The sequence below is a fragment of the Haliea salexigens DSM 19537 genome (assembly GCF_000423125.1).
Taxonomy (GTDB): Bacteria; Pseudomonadota; Gammaproteobacteria; order Pseudomonadales; family Halieaceae; genus Haliea; species Haliea salexigens.
Genome location: NZ_AUHJ01000029.1, coordinates 1 through 20,332 on the forward strand (window position 1 = coordinate 1; position 20,332 = coordinate 20,332).

At 57.0% G+C, this 20,332-nt stretch carries 17 protein-coding genes; 12 read left to right on the forward strand and 5 right to left on the reverse strand.

Annotated elements, in window-relative coordinates; translation table 11 throughout:
- Positions 1–104: 104 nt before the first annotated feature.
- Positions 105–1,231, forward strand: a protein-coding gene (locus tag G533_RS0117980; RefSeq protein ID WP_420835545.1) for an IS3 family transposase whose coding sequence is annotated in 2 segments (ribosomal slippage) — positions 105–354 and positions 354–1,231 — 1,128 coding nt in all. Because the reading frame shifts where the segments join, the coding sequence is not laid out codon by codon here.
- A 41-nt stretch (positions 1,232–1,272) separates the two neighbouring features.
- Here the strand turns inward: G533_RS0117980 and G533_RS0117985 are convergent.
- On the reverse strand, positions 1,273–2,934 hold the full coding sequence (locus G533_RS0117985; RefSeq protein WP_027951131.1) for a DUF4011 domain-containing protein: 1,662 nt from the start codon (positions 2,932–2,934) through the stop codon (positions 1,273–1,275).
- Positions 2,935–3,642: 708 nt separating this feature from the next.
- Here G533_RS0117985 and G533_RS0117995 point away from each other — a divergent pair.
- On the forward strand, positions 3,643–4,602 hold the full coding sequence (locus tag G533_RS0117995) for a ParB-like helix-turn-helix domain-containing protein (RefSeq protein WP_144079950.1): 960 nt from the start codon (positions 3,643–3,645) through the stop codon (positions 4,600–4,602).
- A gap of 168 nt (positions 4,603–4,770) precedes the next feature.
- Here G533_RS0117995 and G533_RS0118000 read toward each other — a convergent pair whose 3' ends face one another.
- Positions 4,771–5,814, reverse strand: coding sequence for a ParB/RepB/Spo0J family partition protein (locus G533_RS0118000; protein WP_027951133.1), 1,044 nt, complete (start codon positions 5,812–5,814; stop codon positions 4,771–4,773).
- On the reverse strand, positions 5,814–7,055 hold the full coding sequence (locus G533_RS0118005; RefSeq protein ID WP_027951134.1) for an AAA family ATPase: 1,242 nt from the start codon (positions 7,053–7,055) through the stop codon (positions 5,814–5,816). The genes G533_RS0118000 and G533_RS0118005 overlap by 1 nt, the downstream gene beginning before the upstream one ends.
- Before the next feature lie 675 nt (positions 7,056–7,730).
- On the opposite strand from G533_RS0118005, the gene G533_RS0118010 reads away from it, so the two are divergent.
- From G533_RS0118010 to G533_RS0118040, 6 genes are all read left to right on the forward strand, one after another.
- Positions 7,731–9,260, forward strand: coding sequence for a hypothetical protein (locus G533_RS0118010; protein ID WP_027951135.1), 1,530 nt, complete (start codon positions 7,731–7,733; stop codon positions 9,258–9,260).
- A gap of 4 nt (positions 9,261–9,264) precedes the next feature.
- Positions 9,265–9,837 carry a hypothetical protein gene (locus tag G533_RS0118015; protein ID WP_027951136.1) on the forward strand — a complete coding sequence of 191 codons (573 nt, stop codon included), beginning with the start codon at positions 9,265–9,267 and terminating at the stop codon, positions 9,835–9,837.
- Between the two features lie 55 nt (positions 9,838–9,892).
- Positions 9,893–10,990 carry a hypothetical protein gene (locus G533_RS0118020; protein WP_027951137.1) on the forward strand — a complete coding sequence of 366 codons (1,098 nt, stop codon included), beginning with the start codon at positions 9,893–9,895 and terminating at the stop codon, positions 10,988–10,990.
- Between the two features lie 59 nt (positions 10,991–11,049).
- Positions 11,050–11,637, forward strand: coding sequence for a MerR family transcriptional regulator (locus G533_RS22795; protein WP_051230645.1), 588 nt, complete (start codon positions 11,050–11,052; stop codon positions 11,635–11,637).
- Positions 11,637–12,281, forward strand: a complete 645-nt coding sequence (locus tag G533_RS22800) for an RES domain-containing protein (protein ID WP_051230647.1) — start codon at positions 11,637–11,639, stop codon at positions 12,279–12,281. The genes G533_RS22795 and G533_RS22800 overlap by 1 nt, the downstream gene beginning before the upstream one ends.
- Before the next feature lie 834 nt (positions 12,282–13,115).
- A complete protein-coding gene (locus G533_RS0118040) occupies positions 13,116–13,979 on the forward strand; it encodes a phage integrase N-terminal domain-containing protein (RefSeq protein WP_027951139.1) in 864 nt (287 codons plus the stop codon).
- 270 nt (positions 13,980–14,249) lie between these two features.
- Here the strand turns inward: G533_RS0118040 and G533_RS0118045 are convergent, their stop codons facing one another.
- The gene (locus G533_RS0118045; RefSeq protein WP_027951140.1) at positions 14,250–14,582 is read right to left on the reverse strand and encodes a YegP family protein; all 333 of its coding nucleotides are present in this window, start codon (positions 14,580–14,582) and stop codon (positions 14,250–14,252) included.
- Positions 14,583–14,843: 261 nt separating this feature from the next.
- On the opposite strand from G533_RS0118045, the gene G533_RS0118050 reads away from it, so the two are divergent.
- The 3 genes from G533_RS0118050 to G533_RS24945 are packed head-to-tail and all read left to right on the forward strand — an operon-like array spanning position 14,844 to position 18,152.
- Positions 14,844–15,671: a hypothetical protein gene (locus tag G533_RS0118050; RefSeq protein ID WP_027951141.1), complete on the forward strand. Its 828-nt coding sequence runs from the start codon at positions 14,844–14,846 to the stop codon at positions 15,669–15,671.
- 10 nt (positions 15,672–15,681) lie between these two features.
- Positions 15,682–17,550, forward strand: a complete 1,869-nt coding sequence (locus G533_RS0118055; protein ID WP_027951142.1) for a sensor histidine kinase — start codon at positions 15,682–15,684, stop codon at positions 17,548–17,550.
- Positions 17,551–17,576: 26 nt separating this feature from the next.
- Positions 17,577–18,152, forward strand: a complete 576-nt coding sequence (locus G533_RS24945) for a hypothetical protein (protein WP_169515395.1) — start codon at positions 17,577–17,579, stop codon at positions 18,150–18,152.
- Positions 18,153–18,315: 163 nt separating this feature from the next.
- Here the strand turns inward: G533_RS24945 and G533_RS0118065 are convergent, their stop codons facing one another.
- The gene (locus G533_RS0118065; protein ID WP_338035413.1) at positions 18,316–19,314 is read right to left on the reverse strand and encodes an integron integrase; all 999 of its coding nucleotides are present in this window, start codon (positions 19,312–19,314) and stop codon (positions 18,316–18,318) included.
- Positions 19,315–19,662: 348 nt separating this feature from the next.
- On the opposite strand from G533_RS0118065, the gene G533_RS0118070 reads away from it, so the two are divergent.
- Positions 19,663–20,250, forward strand: coding sequence for a GNAT family N-acetyltransferase (locus tag G533_RS0118070; protein ID WP_027951145.1), 588 nt, complete (start codon positions 19,663–19,665; stop codon positions 20,248–20,250).
- Positions 20,251–20,332 lie beyond the last annotated feature (82 nt).

Below are 20,332 nucleotides of genomic sequence, written 5' to 3' on the forward strand. Positions count from 1 at the left end.
GTCAGGATTGACGTAGAGAGGTGGCCCCAGAAATCTGAACAGCGCTATAAGTGGATTGCCTGCCTGACTTAGGGCATCGTATTGCCCGATATCAGGAGATCACAATGGCTAGAAGACCTCGCCGCAATCACAAACCTCAATTCAAGGCCAAGGTGGCACTGGAGGCCCTCAAGGGCGAACAGACCATGGCAGAGCTGGCTGAACGTTTCGATGTTCACCCGAATCAGATCACCCAGTGGAAGACACAGCTTCTGGACCGATCCGCAGATGTGTTTGACGGAGGAGAATCCAAGGAGCCGCCGGTGGATGTGAAGACGCTTCACGCCAAAATCGGGGAGCTGACTTTAGAAAACGATTTTTTAGAAGGCGCGCTCACCAAGGCGGGATTGCTGAGCGAAAAACGATGATCGACCGCGACCACAAACTACCCATCAGTCGGCAGGCCAAACTGCTGGATATCAGCCGAGGCACGGTGTACTACCAGCCCAAGCCAATTAGTCCCCGCGATCAGATGTTGATGAACCGCATCGACCGGTTGCATCTGGAACTACCGTTTGCTGGTGCCCGGATGCTACGGGATCTGCTGCGTCAAGAGGGCCACAAGGTGGGTCGCTCCAAGGTTGGGCGACTGATGCGCCTCATGGGCATTGAAGCTCTGTACCGGAAACCCAAGACCACGAAGCGGCATCCTGGGCACAAGGTCTACCCGTACCTGCTCCGGAATCTGGCGGTAACTCGACCCAATCAAGTGTGGGCGATGGATATTACGTATTTGCCGATGGCTCGTGGCTTCGTCTACCTGGCTGCCGTCGTGGACTGGTTCTCCCGGCGTGTGCTGTCCTGGAAGGTCTCGACCACCATGGATACCCATTTCTGCCTGGAGGCCGTTGAGGAAGCCATGGAGCGGCATGGCAAGCCGGAGATCATGAACACCGACCAGGGCAGCCAGTTCACCAGTATGGCCTTTACCGGTCTGCTGAAGGACAACGGCATCCAGATCAGTATGGACGGCAAGGGCGCCTGGAGGGACAACGTGTTCGTCGAGCGACTGTGGCGATCGGTGAAATACGAGGAGGTCTACCTCCATGCCTACGACACTGTCTCGGCGGCCAGGGCTGGACTGGATCGCTACTTCCGCTTCTACAACAGCCGCCGGCCCCACAGCAGTCTTGACCGGCAGACACCTGATCAGTTCTACTTTGAAGCGCTGTCACTACCCATGGCAGCTTAAACCAAGGGCAGGCATCCACTTATAGAATCGGGTATTGCTGTTCAAAGAACTGGGGCCACCTCTTCAGCGTACTTTGGAAGCTCCAGTGGCAGTGTTTTTAACGCTATGGGTAAGTTGGCCACGGCATCATTGTGTTCGGCGTAGAGTCCAAACAGCTGGTGTACTGTAATGGCTGTTCCTGGAACAGTGGTGGTCAACAGGTCGATATAGCCAGAGAGTGTTTCTCGTTGATCGCTGAGCTGCCTTTTGACTGAACGCTCGTTTCTGGGTTTTGCGGCGGAGCGAATATCAATTCGATCTTCGAGTGCCTGATAAAAGGTGTCACTATCGGCTTTGGTACCCACCATAGGTAGAACAAATCTATCTAGCTGTAGCGCCTGCAGACGGGCGTAAACTACATCGAGAGCGGTTGCCTTTTGAGCAACAAACAGTACTCGCTTGCCGGCCTGTAGCGCATTGCCAATTGCATTCACGATAGTTTGGCTTTTCCCGGAACCGGGAGGCCCCTCGAGTGCTACATTTTCACCCGAAGCCACTTTAAGCAAAGCTAGAAACTGAGAGGAATCTGCGTCCAGAACAAGGTTGGGCACCTCTCGCGTTGCATCATCCGATTCGGCGTCATCCTCCGTATACCCACAAAGCGAGCCACTGGCTTCACGCCCCAGCATCAGCTCACTCAGCACCGGAAACTGAGAAAAATCCAATCCCGCGGTATCGAGGTCGTAATACTGATCGATGCCTTGAAACGGGAAGACGCCAAATGTCGCCTGCCTTAGAACCGACCACTTCATCCGCCTGGGCTTTTTGGCGAGTGTCAGATCAAAGGCGGCCTCAATGTCCAATTCTTCTGCTTCGAACGTCTCCACTATTTCATTGATGTCGAGCTTCACATCATGTTGGAGCTTGTGGCTGAGAACGGGGTTGAAGTGAACGCTTCCCCGCTGTTGGACCGTATAGACTTCGCCCTCTTCGGAGCGCTCTCGATCGAGACTGACAGGGACGAGTGCGATAGGCGAGCGGAAGCCATCCCGATCCGGGTCAGCGTCTGGCAGGCTCCACTCCAGATAGCCCAACACCAGGTACACAACTTCAAGGCCACGCTCCTCGCGATATGTACGGGCTTTACTGTAGATTCGGCTCATTCTGGACTGGAGGTTGGCCGGCAACAACAGAGTCTGCAGCGCCGAGTCCATGAACCGTTCATCCGTGGCGACCGCATCAGGAGCCGGCAGAGTGAAGGAAGGATTTATCTTATGAATTCTGGCGTGATTGATAAGGTCCTGATGCTGATTGGATGCCGGCCGAGGCGGCAAATCCAACAAGCCCCGGATACGGTCTTTTAGTTCTCGATCAAGCGTTTCCTGCTTTTCATACGCCGCTTCATCGGTGTCGAAGTCAAGCTTCTCAAGAGCTGCAATATAGTCCTCATCAGTAGCCTGGGCATTTTCAAAGGCTGTAATAAACTCATGAGTGCGCTCGTCTGGGGGTTCATCATCCAGAGGAGGCAGACTCTGCAGGCGCATCGGAATGTCTGACTGCAGAATTGCGAGGATGCACTGAGGCTTCTCATCGACAATTCGAACAAAGGACGCAGTGCGCGCGGACAGTGCGTTATTGATAAGCGGATTACGGCGGGTGGTATCCAGTAGCCGAGGCCGTAGTAACTCGATTCTCTGGTTGACCAGTGCCGTCAGCGAATTCAACGCGTCATCCCCCGGAAGTCCGTCCTAGATCCTTTCTAATTATTGACAACGAGATGGCCTGGCGAAAAACCGAGCAGTTCACTGTCTACTGTCTACTGTCAGCTTACTGAATCAAAAATCAGTTCCCCGTTCAACAAATTTGCCGGGAAATGCAATCAAGTTTGCACTGCGTTTCAGGCACTTGCCGACAAGTGCCTCGTCGCATCTAGTCCCCTGACTTTTTATTTCTTCCTTTATATGAGCCGTCGCTGTGCCTTTAATCAGTTAGCGCTATCCAAGGCATTGGATACAGCACCCTGAACAAGCCCGCCAATCGTTCCTCAAGGAACGTAAATGCGCCCACGTCAGCAGTCTCCCAGACGCCCTCCCCCACGGCATTCCTTGCGACTATTGAAGGTGCATATCCACACACATTCACCTGGCTGTGGCGTATCCGTCATCACCCGAGGAGCAATTAGGGCTGATTCTGATGATCCAGGGCCCCTGCGCACTGACTCGGCCAGGCGTTGAGAATGCGTGAGCTTTTCGGAAGAAGACACCTCGATCGCCACCTAATCACGCCAATTTACGGTCCTCCCCTGCGAGCCAAGGAGCCTGTATACTAGAAAGCGTTCTTCGAAGAACGCTTTTGGTTACAAGATGCCTCAACCCAGCCGCACCGCCAACGAAGACCGCAGGGCCCGGTTAGTCAGGATGCTGGCCCCGGCCATGCAAAACGTGCCCCGAGAGGAAATCCGGCGGGCACCCTACGCTATTAGCGCCGAGGTCCCCGAAGCCCAGCACAACGCCCTTATTGATCACGCAGTAGAGCTGGGTGGCCCCCCTGGCACCGTCATTGGCCGCAAAATCACCAGTCCCGAGGGCCACACCGTCGAAATATTGCTGGGCTGGGAACGCCTGGAGGCATTCCTCCACCGGGATGCCTTCCCCCGCTCCCCTTCGATTCCCGTTGGCCTGATCGAATGCAATGCAGCCGAAGCCGCCTTCTACGCCATTGAATACGCCGCCAAAGACCACAGCGCCTCTGGGCTGATCAGCACACCCCTGCTCTACGCTGCGGCGGCCCAAACCGGAATGGAACATTTTGGCAGGACAGGCAAACCCTGGAAGATACAGCCCATGGCCAATGCCCTGTGTATCGCCCGCCCTACCCTGTCCAACCGCCTCCGACTGCTCCACGGCCTCGCGCCCAGAACCCGGGAGCTACTGCAACACGGGCTGATCAAGGCAGAATTCGCCAAAATTTTGCTCGCCGAGCCCTCCCCAAGCCGTCAGGAGCAGCTCGCGCTCAAGGCCAGCAAGGGCATGATGTCCACCCGAGCGCTCTATCGCCTGGTGCATCCCGGATACGAGCCACCGCAGGTTGTGGCACAACCACGTGGCAAGCAAAAGCATCGACTGGGCGACGTCGGGCTGATGGAGCGGGAGCTGGCCGAGCACTACGGTACCGGCACCGCGATTACCCTCGATGCCAAGCAACACAAGGGGACGGTCGAGCTGGCCTTCCACAGCCTGTCGGAGCTCAAAGGTCTACTCGATAAACTGGATCAGCGGATGCAAACAGACACCCTGCTCAAAGGCCAATTGACCCTCAGCGTCGATAACGCCCGCGAGGCCAACGCCCTCCTCCTGGAGCTGGGTGCGAACAATGATCCGGAGCTCGATTAGCCAGCCGCGATGGACTTCATCGGAAGCGGGGCTAGACCAATCAATCGGTGAGAAGAGGCTAACAAGCGCCTAGAACAGGCGCTGTATTCGGCGTGCAAAAATGCACTTTTGCAAAGTACTTTATTCTTATATATCAACAACTTACCTTAAAATGGGAACCGTGCACATCTACAGCTTCAGCGCTCCACGGATGGCCTCCTCCACCGCCGTGATCTGCTCATCGCTGAGCTCATAAAGATCCACTTTATACTGTCCCTTCTTGGACCGATGCGCACCAATCACTGCCCGTTTGCGCCCCTGATCATCGACCAGTTCTCGGCGCCCCTTGAGCGCGACCGCGGACTTTGCCGGCTTACGAGCAGCCTCTCGCAGAGCCTTCAGCAACGCCCCGCCATCCTCAAATCGCGCCGTGTCAGAGAAGGACTTCAACACCTGCTTTCTCGCGGCAGGCCCGAGACTCCCCAGCGCTTTCTGGATATCCAGGCCGGCCCGCAAACTGATTGCCGTGGGTGACGCGACCAGCTGCACAACGGACTCGGGCAACTCGGCCAGTTTGAGATATTTCCCTGCCAGCGTGCGGTCAACACCTTCCATGCCCGCCAGCACCTCCAGCGTGACATCCGGTTTTGCTGCGCGAAGCTGAGCAAAGTAAATCGCCCTCTCCCAGGAAGAAATATCCTGCCGGTCATCGTTTTCGCTATCCGCCAGGCGCTTGGCATCCGCATCCGTAATCTGGTCGCTGTACCAGGCTTTGAGGGCACCACCGCCCTCCCCTGCCTCCGCCAGCAACTCAGCCACATAACGCCGCCGGGTGCCGTAGATCACTTCATAACGCTTATCGCCCTCGGGCTCCTTCAGGTGACGTACCAACACGGGATCGCGCTGCCCTTCGTCACGCACCGATGTCAGTAACTGCCGCACCGCGGCATCATCAGCGCTCAACAGGGATTGCACCCGCTTATTCAGTGGTGACGCCACACAGAGCCTGGGATCCACCTCAATCAGGTCGCACTCCACCGTGGTTTTGGAGACCGGCATGTCGAGATACATTCGCTGCTGGCGTTTGCTGCGTACCGTCAGCGCCGGCGAATTGATCGGCGACGAAACCCGTTTCTCCGCGGGCTTCGCCTTCGAAGTAGTCTCGCTCTCTGCCGCCGTGTCGCCCAGTTGGGCCGACAGGGCATGTATGCCAAACTTTTTCTTGTCCGCCATCAGTAGATCCCCTTCTCTTCCAGCTCCGCTTTCTTGCTCGGCCAGCGTGGATACACCGCCCGCTCCAGGATTTCATCGAATACCGTCTTGAAGTTCGCCATCGCCCGCTTGCGCGCCTCACGGTTTACGTTGGCATCGCCCGCATTGACATCAAATACCGTGCGCCGCATCAACGACAAGTTGCTCACCACCGCCTCATGCTTCTTGATCACCGACTGCATGCAGTCGGTACTGAAGGTTTTGCGGATTTGATCCAGCACGAATTCGCTACCGAGGGTGGCGTTTTTCTCCGAGGCGGAAAACCGGGTCGGCAGAAATAGCATGTCGGGCAGCACAATCTGCTCACCGAAATTCTCATACAGGGTTTCGGACTGGTCTTTGTAGAGATCACCAAAGGATAGCGTCGACGCAAAATCAGTGATTTCGGTCGGCACCGGCACGATTACAGCATCGGACGCAAAGATGATATTCAGCGGCAGCAAGCCCAGCGACGGTGTTCCGTCCATGATCACGATGTCAAAATCGGATTTGATCTCGCTGATGGTGTCCTTCACCCGATGAAACCAGTGCAGCATCTTCGTCAGCCGATCACTTTCAGAGCGGGCTTCCATGATGGCATTGGACAAGGCGTACTCAACACCTGCCAACTGCAGCGTTGAGGGAATGATTTTCAGGTTGGGCAGGTGCGTGTCACGGATCACCTGCCGGGCCCAACTGGCCGGATACCCTTCTTCTTCCAGGATGTAGGGGCCGAGCGACTGCTCATGAGAGGTCTCAAAATCCGGCAGAATGCCGCAGTTGTAGGTCAGTGAAGCCTGGGGGTCCAGATCCACGAACAGCACCCGGTAGCCGAGGTTGGCGTAATAGGAGCCGGCATACCAGGATGTCGTGGTCTTCCAGCAGCCCCCCTTGAAGTTGGTGAAGCTCATCACCACTGCGTTTTCATCCGGGCGCCGCCAAGGGCGGGTCCCGAAATACTCCTGCATGCCCAAGACTTGTTCCAGGGTAGCTCCCAGCCGGCGGTGGGTTTTGGGATCGAGGTCCGGGGGAGGGAGGCGACCTTCTTTCTCGGCCATATAGATCGTATTGGACTTCGCGCCAACCAGATCGACCAATTCCTCGCCCTTGTAGCGCCGAGGTGGCATCTGGTCTTCTGCGATAGCCTTGATACCCCGGACGAGGTTATGGCCATTCTCCAGATACCGCCCCAGCTTGTTGAAATTTTCCTGGCTGATAGGCATGTTGATGTTTTCCCCATGTCAAAATGATTATTGACATTCTAAGGCAAATTATTCAGGAAAAATATCAATTAGGGGCTTATTGTAAGGAAACTGAACATACGGCTTTCCTTTCGCTCCTCAACACAATGACATCTTGAGGCGTCAGGCCGATCTGGGGAGCCCATGAGCCCCAAAACCGGGGAGGAGGGGGCCACACACTGGCCTGGCAGGGCGCCTGTGGATAAGTTCGGGGCTGCCACACGACCAAAGGACAGTGAACCATGGCCTAAGTACAGTGAACTATCAGGAAAGGACAGTAAACCATGGCAGAAGGACAGTGAAGCATCGATGACGACAGTGAACGGTGATTAAGTACAGTGAACCATGATCAAAGGACAGTGAACCAAGACAAAAGCACAGGAAACCATGCTATTAGGACAGTGAACTAAGCTTTAGTGTTTGCAGGTCATTGTTTATAAACGGGTTTTCGCCCTATATTCAGTACTATTCACTCTATTCCCGCCTATTCAAACTAATCACCCCTATTCACATTGATATTTTCTTCTACTCGAAGGGCTCAAAATGTCAATTCGCACCTCTAAGAGGGGATGTAAGTAAACTGACCATTGACAGCCCATATTTATATCAATAGGGTTAGCCGAACTGGATGGTTTTCTTCCTCAAAAGAATTCTGACATGGCGGCGAAACCACTTTTTTACAGCATATCCCCCGAAGCCTCAGGCCAGCTGTCGCTGCTGATCAAGGACACCAGTCTCAAACCGAAACTGCGCGACTTCCTGATCATCCTGGTTGACGCCTGCCAGGATGCCGAGCACCAGCGCATCAGTCGGCAGGCCTTTGTCCAGCGCCTGAAGCAGGCAAACCATGCTTGCAGCGCGGGGCTAATCGGTAAACGCTTCAAAGAACTGGAACACATCGGCGTCCTCAAAGACACCGACTGCTACCTCGAAGGCAAGGCCTGCCGCATCGTCGAGATTACCAGCTTTCAGCCGGTACTGGCCCATTTTGCCTCGCCTGATCGCATGACCCTGATTCCCTCACACCGTCCCTCCAAACAGCAACTGTCCCTGGCGATTGACCAGTTGGAGAGGGAAGGCAGTTATCTGTCGCTGTCTGAGGATGTGCCGCCGCGCATTGAGAGTCTGTTCTGCATCCTGGACGCCGGGATGAAGCTGTCGGGCCGCGACAAGCGCAAAGACATCCAGTGTAAATACCAGTTCTATGAGGATGACTGGATCGAGATCCGCACCTCCACCCAGACCCGGGAAGGCAGCGATGTGGCTTATCTATCCGATGAGCGCGCGATGCGGGCACTGAACGGTATTCTGCTCGATCAACTGGAAACCCGCTTTGGCTCGCTGGATCAACTCTCCGCTACCGACCTGGGCATTCAGGACGAGTATTTCTTCTTCGATCTCTATGAACTCTGTCGGCGTATGGGCCTGCGGCCCAATGACCAGAATCGTCGCATAGTGCGCGATATGCTGGCGCGTTTGCGCGACACCGAGTTCAAGGTGGATGCCAGCCAGTCGCCTTACTTTATGGAGAATTTCACCTTCGGCGCAGAAACAGCGCACTATCGCTATATCACCGAGTTTTACGCCAAGAAGGACTACGAACACGATGAGCAGGGCCGGCGGGTAGTGACCTCCGATCGATTCTACCTGGTCAAGTTCCACACCGCGATTCTCGCCAATCTGATTTCCGGCGGGCGTTCGTTTATCTCCCACGACGGCTTGATGTCTGAGCGATCAGGACTGGCTCACCGGCTCAACAATTGGGCCAAGGCGGTGGTGGGTGTGCGCCCCAAGCCGACCAGCCGTCCCTTTACCTATACCCTTGATGAATTCGGTGAGCGAGTGATTCCCTCGGCCCGCATGGACAACTTCGAGCGGGACTTTCTGAACCTGATTCGGCGCCAGTGTAATGAGGTGGATGAGCAGGGCAGGCCGGTTCACGACGAAGCTACACCGGGTTGGCAGGAGGAGGGCACCAATATTGGCTGGCTCTACGGCTATTACTACAAGGTCGAATGGGACGAAGAGAAGGTCCAGGAACACCGCCGGATGCGCCGCCGTCGCCCCCGCAGCGCCAAGGTCTACCCCCTGATCACCATCTGGCGCGACGCCAAAGACTACTATGTCGGCGACGACAGTGATCACAACAAAGCCCTTCGGCGGCAGGCCGCGGCGTTGACCGCCTGACAGGATGGCGACGACCTGGCAGCCCTCGCGCAATGCGCGGCTGACGCTCAAACAACTGGGTTTGTCAGTCAGCCAGATTGATACGGCTGCCGACACCTACGGCGGCCAATCCGGCGAAAAATCCGATATAGCGTTTATGCGTTACGCGCGTGAGCACGCCGATAGCCCGGATCTGGCGCGCGGCACCGCTAAAGCACTTGAGATTCCGCTGAACTGGCAGCCGTCGCCGGCCGTCGAGGCGAAGCTCGTTGCCGCCGGTTATCAGCACGATGCCATTGCGCACTACCGGGAACTGTTTGTGATCAGTGCCCGGGAGCAGGGCAGGGCGCTCCGGGACCCCGGTAAGGCCTTTTTAGCCTATTGCCAATGCCGGGCGCCTGCACTGCAGGGCCCTCTGCCTGCGAACTGGCTGCCTAGCACCTCGGTGCTTGAAAAGCTGGTACAGGCAGGACAGCTTGAGCAGACCCACATTCCCGAACACATCGCCGGCTTTGTTCGCAGCCATAGCCAGACGCTTTCAAACAATTGGGATCGCAGCTTCCAGCTATGGGTGCAGCGGAGGAGGGCGCCGGCGTGATGAACCTCCCGGTCCCCGCGACCATAGACGCCCGCCCGCCGGTCCTGGACTCACGATGCCCGCTCGAGCACTGAAAGCATTCATTCGGCGACTCACGCCGGATGCCCCCGGGGCGCGACCTAACGCGCCCACCGTCCACGCCCTCGATGGATCTCTGCTGGGTCTTTACAGGGCCGATGGCAGTCAGTCGAGAGCACAGTTTGAGCAGCAGACCCTGCCTCTGTTTCGGGCCCTGCACCGGTCAGCGGTACAGCGCCAGGCGGTAACAGCCGAACCGGCCATGCAAGCACTGCTCGAGGCTATCACCCGGGCCTGCCAGCGCGCGGCCAACGAGCGGCTTCCCAGAGGTGGCCAGGTCACCGATTACCGGCGCTATGAGACCCTGTATAACTACGCTCTGATCAGTGCCATGGCGATCGCCTGGCATATGGATGTGGCCCGCCTGGAAAGGGGAGGGCAGGTGGCAGTGGCGGAAAACTTTCTGCCCCCCGAGGGTCTGGCACGCCTGCAGCGGGAGGCCCTGGTGTGGGCACACTGGCAGGCCTTTTTTGAGGGCGGCGATGACGGCGGTTTGCGAGACGTCGCCGGGCGCAGCGCGCTGCCCGGGCAGTCCGAAACAACGCGTGCCCAACCCGTCAGGCAAACAACAGCCAAAACCCCGCCGGGCTCCCATGCCCCAGTTCCAGAAGCCAACACACAGGGCACGTTGTTTGTCCGCCCGGACAGGAGCCAGTGGGCCCAGCCTTTAGCCCGGGGCTGGGTGCTGGTGGAGGCAATCCGTGAGGGACTGCAGGACGGTTCCTTACCCTACAATCGCAAGAAAGCCTGGGTGCAGGTGGACCGGGAAGGGCGTACCTTCCTGCAGGTGCCGGAGGTCTTCGAGTGGTGCCATGAACGCCTCAATGCGGACACGCCCCCCAAAACCCTGATAAACCAATTCGGGCGCCTCAACATCTGTACGCGAACCCGCAAGGGCCAGAATCTGCTGCGCGGCGGTCGCCGCAACCAGAAGCACTACCAGCAGGGCTTTGTGGTGGAAGATCCGGCACTGTTCTGGGGTGGCGACCCACCTGCGGAACAGTTTTATATCCGCCACCTCACTCGCCATGGCTTTGGGCAGCCTTCAGCCAACCCCGCTAATCAAGCGGAGTGACAGCGGCGAAGGGTTGACCTATAATTAACTATCATTATCTCTGTTAGAGGTAGATAGCTATGTTGACCGAAGCTGACCGCACCACACTGGCCGAGGCCGGTATTACCAACATCGACCGCCTGGCCTCAGCGGCGGCCGCGTTCCTGCGAGCGCATCCGATCTACGAGACCTCACCGGTCACCAACGCATTGTCGGAGGCGGAGGAAGCCTATCTGCGCAGCGCCGGTGCGCGCGGGGTTGGGGCCTGGTCAGAGGAGGGCGCCGCCGATAACGTCGCGGTCATTGCCGGGGAGTTCGCCCAGATAGTGACCACGGCGCTTAGCCAGAAAGAAGTGGCCGAACTGTTGGGCGTCAGTGCCAGCCGGATCCGCCAGAAGCTCGAGGCGGGCGAGCTCTACGCTATACGCACGACGGGCGGCCGGGTGTGCCCCCGCTTTCAGTTTGGGCCGAAAGGCACGCTAGCGGGCCTGGAGGCCGTTCTGCGGGCATTGCGCCCTGAGGCGCACCCAGTGGCCGTACAGCGCTTTTTCATGGATACGCACCCTGATCTCACGTCTGACACCCTGAATCGCGCCCTGAGCCCCCACGAGTGGCTCCTGACCGGCCATCCGCCTGAAGCAGTGGTCGTCCTGGTCGGCGAAGTTTAATGGCGAAGTTCCCCGAACCGCCGGGTGTGGATACCCTGCGGGCGATACCGCCTGTGCTGCACCACTTAGCGGAAGGCGCCACCATGACCCGCCTGTGTTTTGTGGGCGGCAAGTTTTCGACATCCTGGGACACCTTTCGCTTCTATGGGCCGACCACCAGCCGATTTGATCATCAGATCCCAGACGGGCAGGGGAGGGGGCAGGTGCAGGACCGGGGCATCATGTACCTGGCCACCGGTTCCGAAGCCATTCCCACCTGCCTGGCCGAGGTCTTCCAGGCCACACGCCTCATCGATCGCAACGCCCGGGATCCGGTCCTCGCCGGCTTCGCCCTCGCAACCGACCTGACCTTGCTTGACCTGACTGGCCCCTTTGCCACTGCGATCGGCGCTTCCATGGCCATCCACGCAGGACCCCGGCCGCGGGCGCGGCGTTGGGCCCGGCAACTCTATGAAGCCTACCCAGAGATCGATGGCTTGCTCTACTGCGCCTCGATGTACGGCAACGCACCGGCGGTTGCCCTGTTCGAGCGCGGGGCCCGGGCGATTCCGAAGCGCCCCGTCTTTCACCGAGAATTGCGCGACGCGGTTATGGCCAACATCCTCACCGAGACCGGCCGGGTGATCGGTTACGAGGTGGTCTGAGGGGAGGTGAATCTCCCCAGCAACACCTGAAACTCCCTGCCGGTTAACCACCGATTACATCCTGTAAAACTCTCGGGCTTGCCGACGCCGATGGCGTCACTACCGAACGCGGCGTAGCCCAAGTGGTGTAGTGACGCCAGCGCGCTGGCGTTGGCAAGCCCGGTAAACCCTGGGCTCGCGCGGCCGCCACACGGCGGCATTCGTAGTGACCCGAAAATTATTGGAATAAAAATGACTATTGCGGGCCCCAAGCGGCTCGCGGCTAAATAGGCGTGCTTGATCGCAGCCTTCGGCTGCATGTAAGCGCGCGGGCTACGCCCGCATCTGCTGGTCAGCCAGCAAGAGGAGCAAAGCAAAGAGTGTTCCTCGTCGGCCTTAGCGACAGACTGCCGACGCAAACCTGAGGGGTTGAAGCGCATCCCCTTCGGGGGCGCGCTTCAACATTTTGTGACAACAGAAATGGTGAAGGAGGCCAATAGGTCGTTAACCGACTACACGGTGTGCTGCGCCGTAAGTCAGCATGTAACCGCAGTTAAGGGCAGCGCCCTCGACCGCTGAACGGCAGGGATTCCCCACAGGGCAACCCGCCGTTTGTCTGCAAAGTCAGGCAACCATAAAACGCTTTATGTTCGTTTCCCGCATTGCGGGATCACAGCTCGCCACGGCGATTGTGCTGAACATAAACACTGAGCACGGGTGTAGGTACTGATAAAAATACCGGTCGACTATGCGGAAGAAAAAATGGAAAACAGTAAGCGCCAACTAATCGGCCTGACCCTGTAAATCAAGGGGCTGGAAGGGTAGGGCGGTTTGAAGTGACGTGACGGGGAGCCAATGCAGGACTTGGAGTATGAGCTTCGCGGTATGGTGCGCCGGGCATCGCGCACCGCCTACGGCACCCGGGCTGCCCGGGAGAACGTGCTGATGCAGGCCGCCCGTACATTGCATGAACTGGGCTTTCGTAAAATGAAACCGGAAAGCCTGAAACCGAAGCACGTCGAGGCCCTGGTAACGCGCTGGCAGCAGCAGGGACTCTCGGCCGGGACCATGAAGAACCGGATGTCCCACATCCGCTGGTGGGCCGGCGCGATCAACAAAGCGCCGGTGGTGGCGCGGGAAAACGCCCACTACGGCATCGATAACCGCCGCTTTGTCACCGGGGAAGACAAGGGCCGGCAACTGGCAGCAGACAAGCTTGCCCAGGTGCGCGATCAACACATCCGGCTGTCCCTGCGCCTGCAGGAAGCCTTCGGGCTGCGCCGCGAGGAGTCCCTCAAGTTCAGTCCCGCCTACGCCGATCGCGGGGACCACATCCGACTCAAGGATTCCTGGTGCAAAGGGGGCCGGGCGCGGGACATCCCCGTGAGAACGCCGGAGCAGCGTGCGCTGCTGGATGAAATCCGGCGGTTGACGGGACGGGGATCATTGATTCCAGACAACAAAACCTATATCCAGCACCTGCGGACCTATGAGCGCGCCACGGTGCGCGCCGGCCTCGATAAAAACCACGGCCTGCGTCACACTTATGCCCAAGCCCGCTATGCCGACATCGCTGGATGGCCTTGCCCCGCGGCAGGCGGCCCGTCACGGCAATCACTGACACCTGAGCAGCGTGTGCGCGACCGCGAGGCCCGCCAGCAGGTGTCCAGGGAACTCGGGCACGAGCGATTGGCCATCGTGGCGGTGTATTGTGGGTAGGATAGGGTCAGGCCGGCAATCAGTGCCTTTTACGGCTAGTCGAAGTGGTCTCGGCGCAGAGTTGCACACCACCGTCCCACTCGAGTACAACCATAGCGCCACAGTGCTCGCAAACCGCACGATCGCCGTCGTGAGAATCATCATGGCGATGGGTCTCACCGCGGTAATCACACGCAATGCATCGATAGACGTACAGCACAGGGCGATTCGTTCCGCCTCTCTTGGAATGATCTGTCGTCATATCGATATCCCGTACCTGACGTCCAGGCCTCAGGTGTTATCCACAATCTTGGCGGTGGGGCCGTTGGTCTTGACTGACGTGATGCCGTTTTCCATGGCCGCCGCGCCTGAATACATTTCACTACTGCCAATGACCTGGCCGTTACCGGCTTTCAGGTTGAAGTAGGGTTCATTCTTTTTAGAGAGTTTGCGTTCATATCGCCCATCATCCGGAGAATTCTTGCGCACCGATTCGATCCCATTCTCCGCGGCGGATTTACTTTCATACAGCTCGCTGGTGAGGATGATCTGGCCGTTACCGGCCTTCAGGTTGAACATGAATTTACCGCTGGCGCTTTTCTTCAAGTCGTAGGTGCCTGCCATTGCCTTCACTCCTTGGATTAGGGGCGTAGTTGGGCGTAATCCCGTCTGAGAAGGCTTGAGTATGCGAAATTGTCGAGGCTGATGCCACCGCAATGTCACGCAGCGCAGTTCCACTGCTGGTACATGCGGTGTCCGCGGACACCACCGGACGCGTCCGGGCCGCCTGAACAGAGACCCGAATTTAAGGCAGAATGGCCTGATGCGGTTATCACAGCGCCCAAGAGAGAACACCATTCAGTGCCAGCATCCAGGTCAGCAAGGTTGCGCCGCCGCATTCCCATAGCGGTCCTTGGCCTGTGCTGGCTGGCGATCGCAGTCACGCCCGTTCGGGCCGACGTCACTATCTATGGTGGGGATGATCGGATCCGCGCGCGCATCCAGGCGCTGATCGCGACCGAAGTGCCGGCAGATCAGATGAGCGGTGTGAGCCTCGTAATCACCGTGGGCGCCGAAGCACTGAACGCATTCTGCGAGAGTGACTCAGGACAACCCGTCCTCGCCACCTATCTCTACACCAGCCGGATACCAGCGGCCGCCGCTTCGTGCCAGCAGCCGGTTGCGGTGATCCCCGTGGATCCGCCGCTGACGGCGCTGTACCGCCTGGCCCGGGCGCTGTTTCCGGGCAGCAAGTCCGCCACCCTGATCAGCGCCGCGGGCGCAGAGGGGACTGTCGGGCCCTACCGGCAACTACCCCTACCTCCCGAGGGCGTCGCGAGGGGCTTGGGCCGTCTCATCCAGGAGGGACGTTGGGATGTATTCCTGATGCCCGTTGATCCGGAGGTCTTCGGTGGAGCCGATTACCGCCTGGCGCTGGAAACCCTGTTTCGCCATCGCAAGCCCGTAGTCGTCTCCATCCCGTCACTATTGCACCAGGGCGCGGCGGCGGCGGCCTATTACGCCCCAGAGCAGCTGGAAGCGGCCTTGCGACAGACGCTCCGCCACTGGGTGGAATCCGGCGAGCTGCTGGCGGAGCCACCTGATCGTATACGGGTAAAAGTGAACGATTCCGTGCTTCGCAACGGCTACGGCAGAGTAATTGCAGAGCGGGACGTGCGCGCATTGGAAGTGGAGGTAAACGGTGTCGACTAGACGATGGCGCATGCCGCTACTGGCTTTGCTCACGCTTCCCCCGCTGCTGGGTGTGCTGTTGATCAGCGGGATATCCTGGCGTTTGTTCGATCCCGCGGTGACCCAATCCTCTGAAGTGGCGTTGGAGGTACTGGAAGATATGATTCGCACCACCGGCAGTGAGTCCTTGCGCTATCCACTGGCGGTGGGTGACGAGGAGGCAGTCGAAAGACTGGTCGGGGCAATGGCACGCAACGACCTGGTGTTTGCGGTGCAGGTGGCGGATGCAGAAGGTCGTCTGGTGGCCCGGGCCCAAAATCAGCAGTTGCCGATCGCACAGGGAATTCAGCTGATCGAGTATCGCCAGCCGCTCACTATTCAATCTCTGGCGGACGAGCCGGTGTTAGTTGGGGCAGGCGACGGTGAAGTATACGTGGGCGAGGTGCTGTTTCAATTGACGCCACACGTGCTGACAGAGCAAAAAAGCCGACTGGTCAAGGACTACCAGCGCCTGATCGGGGTGGTGTTATTGCTGGGTTCACTGCTGGTTCTGCTCGCAGCCCGGATTTTGTGGCGATCTGCGAGAACGATAACGGGCGCTTTGCGGCGAATTGCTGCAGGCGAGCGCGGTATCCTCATCAACGACGAGCCGCTGGTGTCGGAGTTTGACGTGATCGCACGTGGCGTGAATCGATTGTCGGAGAATGTGGATGAAGCCCGGGCGCGGCAGGAAGCCTCGCTACAACAGCTTGAAGCGGCGGTGAACAGTGCCCAGCAATCGGACAGGGAAACGCGCGCCTTCTACGAAACCGCGACACGGGAGATCGCCGATCCGGTGATGCAGGTGGTAGAACTGCTGAAATTGAATCAGCAAAGCGCCAGCTCGCCGGTGGACCCGGCGGTGATTTTGCACAATGCCGAGCGTGTCAAACTGTCCGTCCTCGCTATGCTCGGAAAACTCGAGGAGGCGCAGGAGGGCAGGGTGACGACGGAGGTGGATATCACCGACTACTTTAGTGACTTGGCCACTCGATATCAGCCCCGGTTCGCACGCAGGGGGCTGGCCTTTCATGTGAGTGGCAGTGCGCCGACCACCATCGATAACGTCCAGGTTGACTCTGGGACGCTGGATATCGTCCTGGAAAAGCTGCTGGAGAATGCCCTGGCCTTTACGCCGCAAGGCGAGGTGCGGATTCATTGGCAAGTCGTGGATAAGGCGACGTTTGGCCCGGAGCTGGTCATATCGGTCAAGGACAATGGCCAAGGGATCGCAGCGCAGGACCTGGAGAAGGTCTTTGAGCGGTATACGCAGTTTTCTCCGGACAATGATGGGGCGTCTGGCAGTGGACTGGGTCTATACATAGCGAGGGAGTTGTTGGCCCGCAGGGGAGGTAGTTTGGGGCTGGTAAGCCAGCGCGGGGTCGGTAGTGAGTTCACGGTCCGACTGCCAGTCGTTCTGGTGACCCGCCCTGAAATCGCGCAACCGGGCCTCCAGGGGCATATTTCACTGACCGTCGGAGTGGATGCGTCACAGCACCGCCTGATTGAATCCAGCTTGGCAGTATGGGGTATGGACACTTTGCAGGCGGATACCGCAATTGAAGCGCTGGCCCTGCTCGCCAAGCATCCGGTTAGCCTCCTTTGGGTAGAAGAGGGGATAGAGGATATCGATCTGGATAGCTTTCTGGCGGAAGCGAGAAAGCGACTGAAAGGGGCCAAGGTGGTGGTATTGGCGCCGGATTCCACCGAGTCGCATGACGGCGTGCTTCAGGTGCGAAAACCCGTTGAGAAGCCCGAGGTTAATGCGATATTGCGCCAACTCACCGGAACAGCGGATGATCGGGTCGATTATCGCCTGATCGAACGTCTCAAAACGGTACAAAAGCCAGACAATGAGTAGAATTTTACCTTCCGAGCCCCGCCGCCATGTCCATTGATTCTGCACGCGTCGTCTGCACGGGTTGCGACTACGAAACCCGCGATCTCATGCGCCCTGTTCGAATTCGGTACCAGGCAGCGGACGGAAAATCTGTTGTGACCGGCTGCGCTACCGGCTGGTGTTACGACTGCGCAGACTACTCCAGTATTGAACGGATAAATCCGGATGTCCTGCGCAAGGAGCTGGCCCAGAAAGAGCAGGCGCAAAGGGAAGCTCGTGACCAGCTAGCGGCGTTGAGCGAGGGATGGTTCTCCCGAGTTCGGCACCGGGCTCAGAAGGGACATTTGCGGTACCAACTTGGTAATCTGAACAACGCGATAGCCGAGTTGGGTGCGTTGATTCGTATGGTTAATCATCGGTCATCGAAGGCTAGATGTCTGAAGTGCTGGTCGAACAAGACAGCCCCGGTCACATTCGATGCCGGAAACGGCACTGCTCAGGACTTTGTCCATGAATGTGGCGGCCAGTTGCGGATCATCCACGATCACTCAGGGCCGCGCTTCCACTTCCGGGTAGCAACTTACGTATTGAACCAGGAAGGTGAGCTGCTTGCAGAAGAATGAAGGGTCACCAAGGCGGTCGGCGCGGTGAATAACTAACGGCATCGTTTTCAATCGATGAACCTGAGATAGAGCTACGAGGATGGAATCTTCCGAATCATCGGGTTTCGGCAGCTGTCGCCACAAAGCAGCCATTTCCATAGAGCTGAAAAGTAACCTTATCTGCTCAATGGTGAGCTAAGCTGTCTTGAAAAATTGAATCAACTGGGCTTCGGGTGCCGGCGCAATGTTGCCCCACTACATGGGTATATATCTCGGTTGTTCTCAGATCCGAGTGACCCAGCAATTCCTGCACGGTCCGGATATCACTGCCCTCCTGGAGCAGGCTAGTCGCAAACGAATGCCTGAAGGTATGTGCTGTCACGCGCTTGGTGATTCCGCTAGTCCTCACTGCTCGCCTGAGTTGTTTCGCGTATGCGGTGCCGTGCAGGTGATGTCTGCATATGTATCCATCCACGGGATGCCGGCACCGTGTACTAGAAGGAAAAAGATATTGCCAGGCGAAATCCTTGAGGGCATGACTGTACTTTCGTTTTAAGGCGCTATCGATTGAAGAATAGCCATATCCATCGTCCAGATCCTTTTCATGCGAATCTCTAACAGCATTGATTTGATGCTGAATAGGTTTAACCAGCGTCGCGGGGAGTAGCGTGTATCTGTCCTTCCCTCCCTTTCCCCGAAAAACGAAAATTGATTTATTACCCAGGTCTATATCTTTTACCCTGAGCGTTAGAGCTTCCTGAATACGAAAACCGCAGCCATAAAGCATGGCTGTCAGAAGCCAGTATTTGCCCGTGAGTTCTGCCAGGATAAGTTGTACTTCGTCCGGAGAAAGAACTGTAGGTAGCCGTCTTTGCCGACGGGAAAAGCCGTACTTGAGCCCTTCGATATTACTGCCAATGATGTGGCGGTACATAAAGACCAGTGCGCAGAGCGCTTGATTCTGGGTTGCCGCGCTGACCTGCCGGTTGACGGCAAGGTGGGATAGAAAGCGTTCAATTTCATGGTTGCCAAGTTGTTCGGGGTGGCGCTTGTCATGAAAACAGATGAACTGACGAATCCAGTACAGGTATGTTTTCTCTGTTCTCAAGCTGTAATGCCTAGTCCGCATCTCGCTGCGAACCTTTTCGAGGAACGGGGAGCGTGGCATATTTGAAGATCCCATATACTGTACGTATATACAGTTATAGGTTCAAATGGTCGAAAAATCTACTATCAGGTCCTATGAGTAACGGAGAGAATGGCTTCCTTTCCACAGCGGCATTGTAGATAACCATCTGATTCTATGGGATATTTGAACCCACACGGCAGTGCATATAAGACCGTAAAAGGTCTCATGAACAACGAAGGCTTCTTTTCAACAGCCCCTTCAAGGTCAGGCAGCAGGGTAAAAGTATGATTTATAAGAAATTTCAAGCCAAACCTGACTGCGAGTTCGAGCGGCATAGTCAGAATTCCGCCTATTAAACTGTTATATGAATATGCAGCCAAGCGCATTGGTCTAGGATAAGAAATGAATTTGAAATACAGGCAAGGGAAGAGAGAAGATAGCCAGCGTATAGCAGAGCTAGACTATATAGCCTCAGATGGCGTGGTGGAATACCTATTCCATGACTTAGTACCTGGGCTGTCAGCACTTCAATTACTATCTAATGGATTAGAACAAGATGAATATCCACATACATTCCGCAGCTGTATCGTCGCGGAGTCTGACCAAGAAATAGTTGGTATGGCGCTGTCATATCCCGCAGAGCACCACTGCATAACTGATGAGCTAGCGAACTTCCTGCCAGCTGATCGCTTGAAGAGGTTCCGTGAATTCTACTCCAGCAGGGTCGAGGGAAGTTATTTTTTAGATGCTATGAGCGTTGAAGAAAAATATAGGGGCTTAGGCATCGGGAAAGCATTGCTAGAGAAAACTAAAGTCAAAGCCAGTAGTGAAGGTTACTCTGAATTAAGCCTTATTGTGTTTGCTGACAATACGAGAGCTATTAATCTTTATGAGCACAGCGGTTTCAAGCGCGTTAAAAATATTGAACTGCAACCACACCATCTAATTCCGCATGAAGGCGGCTGTATCTTAATGAATTGTGTGTTGTGAAAACATCATATAACAAGGCCATTAAATTCGCTCCCTACGGTCGCCGGACGCTCGCAAGCTCGCGCCGTTTATGGCAGCGTTA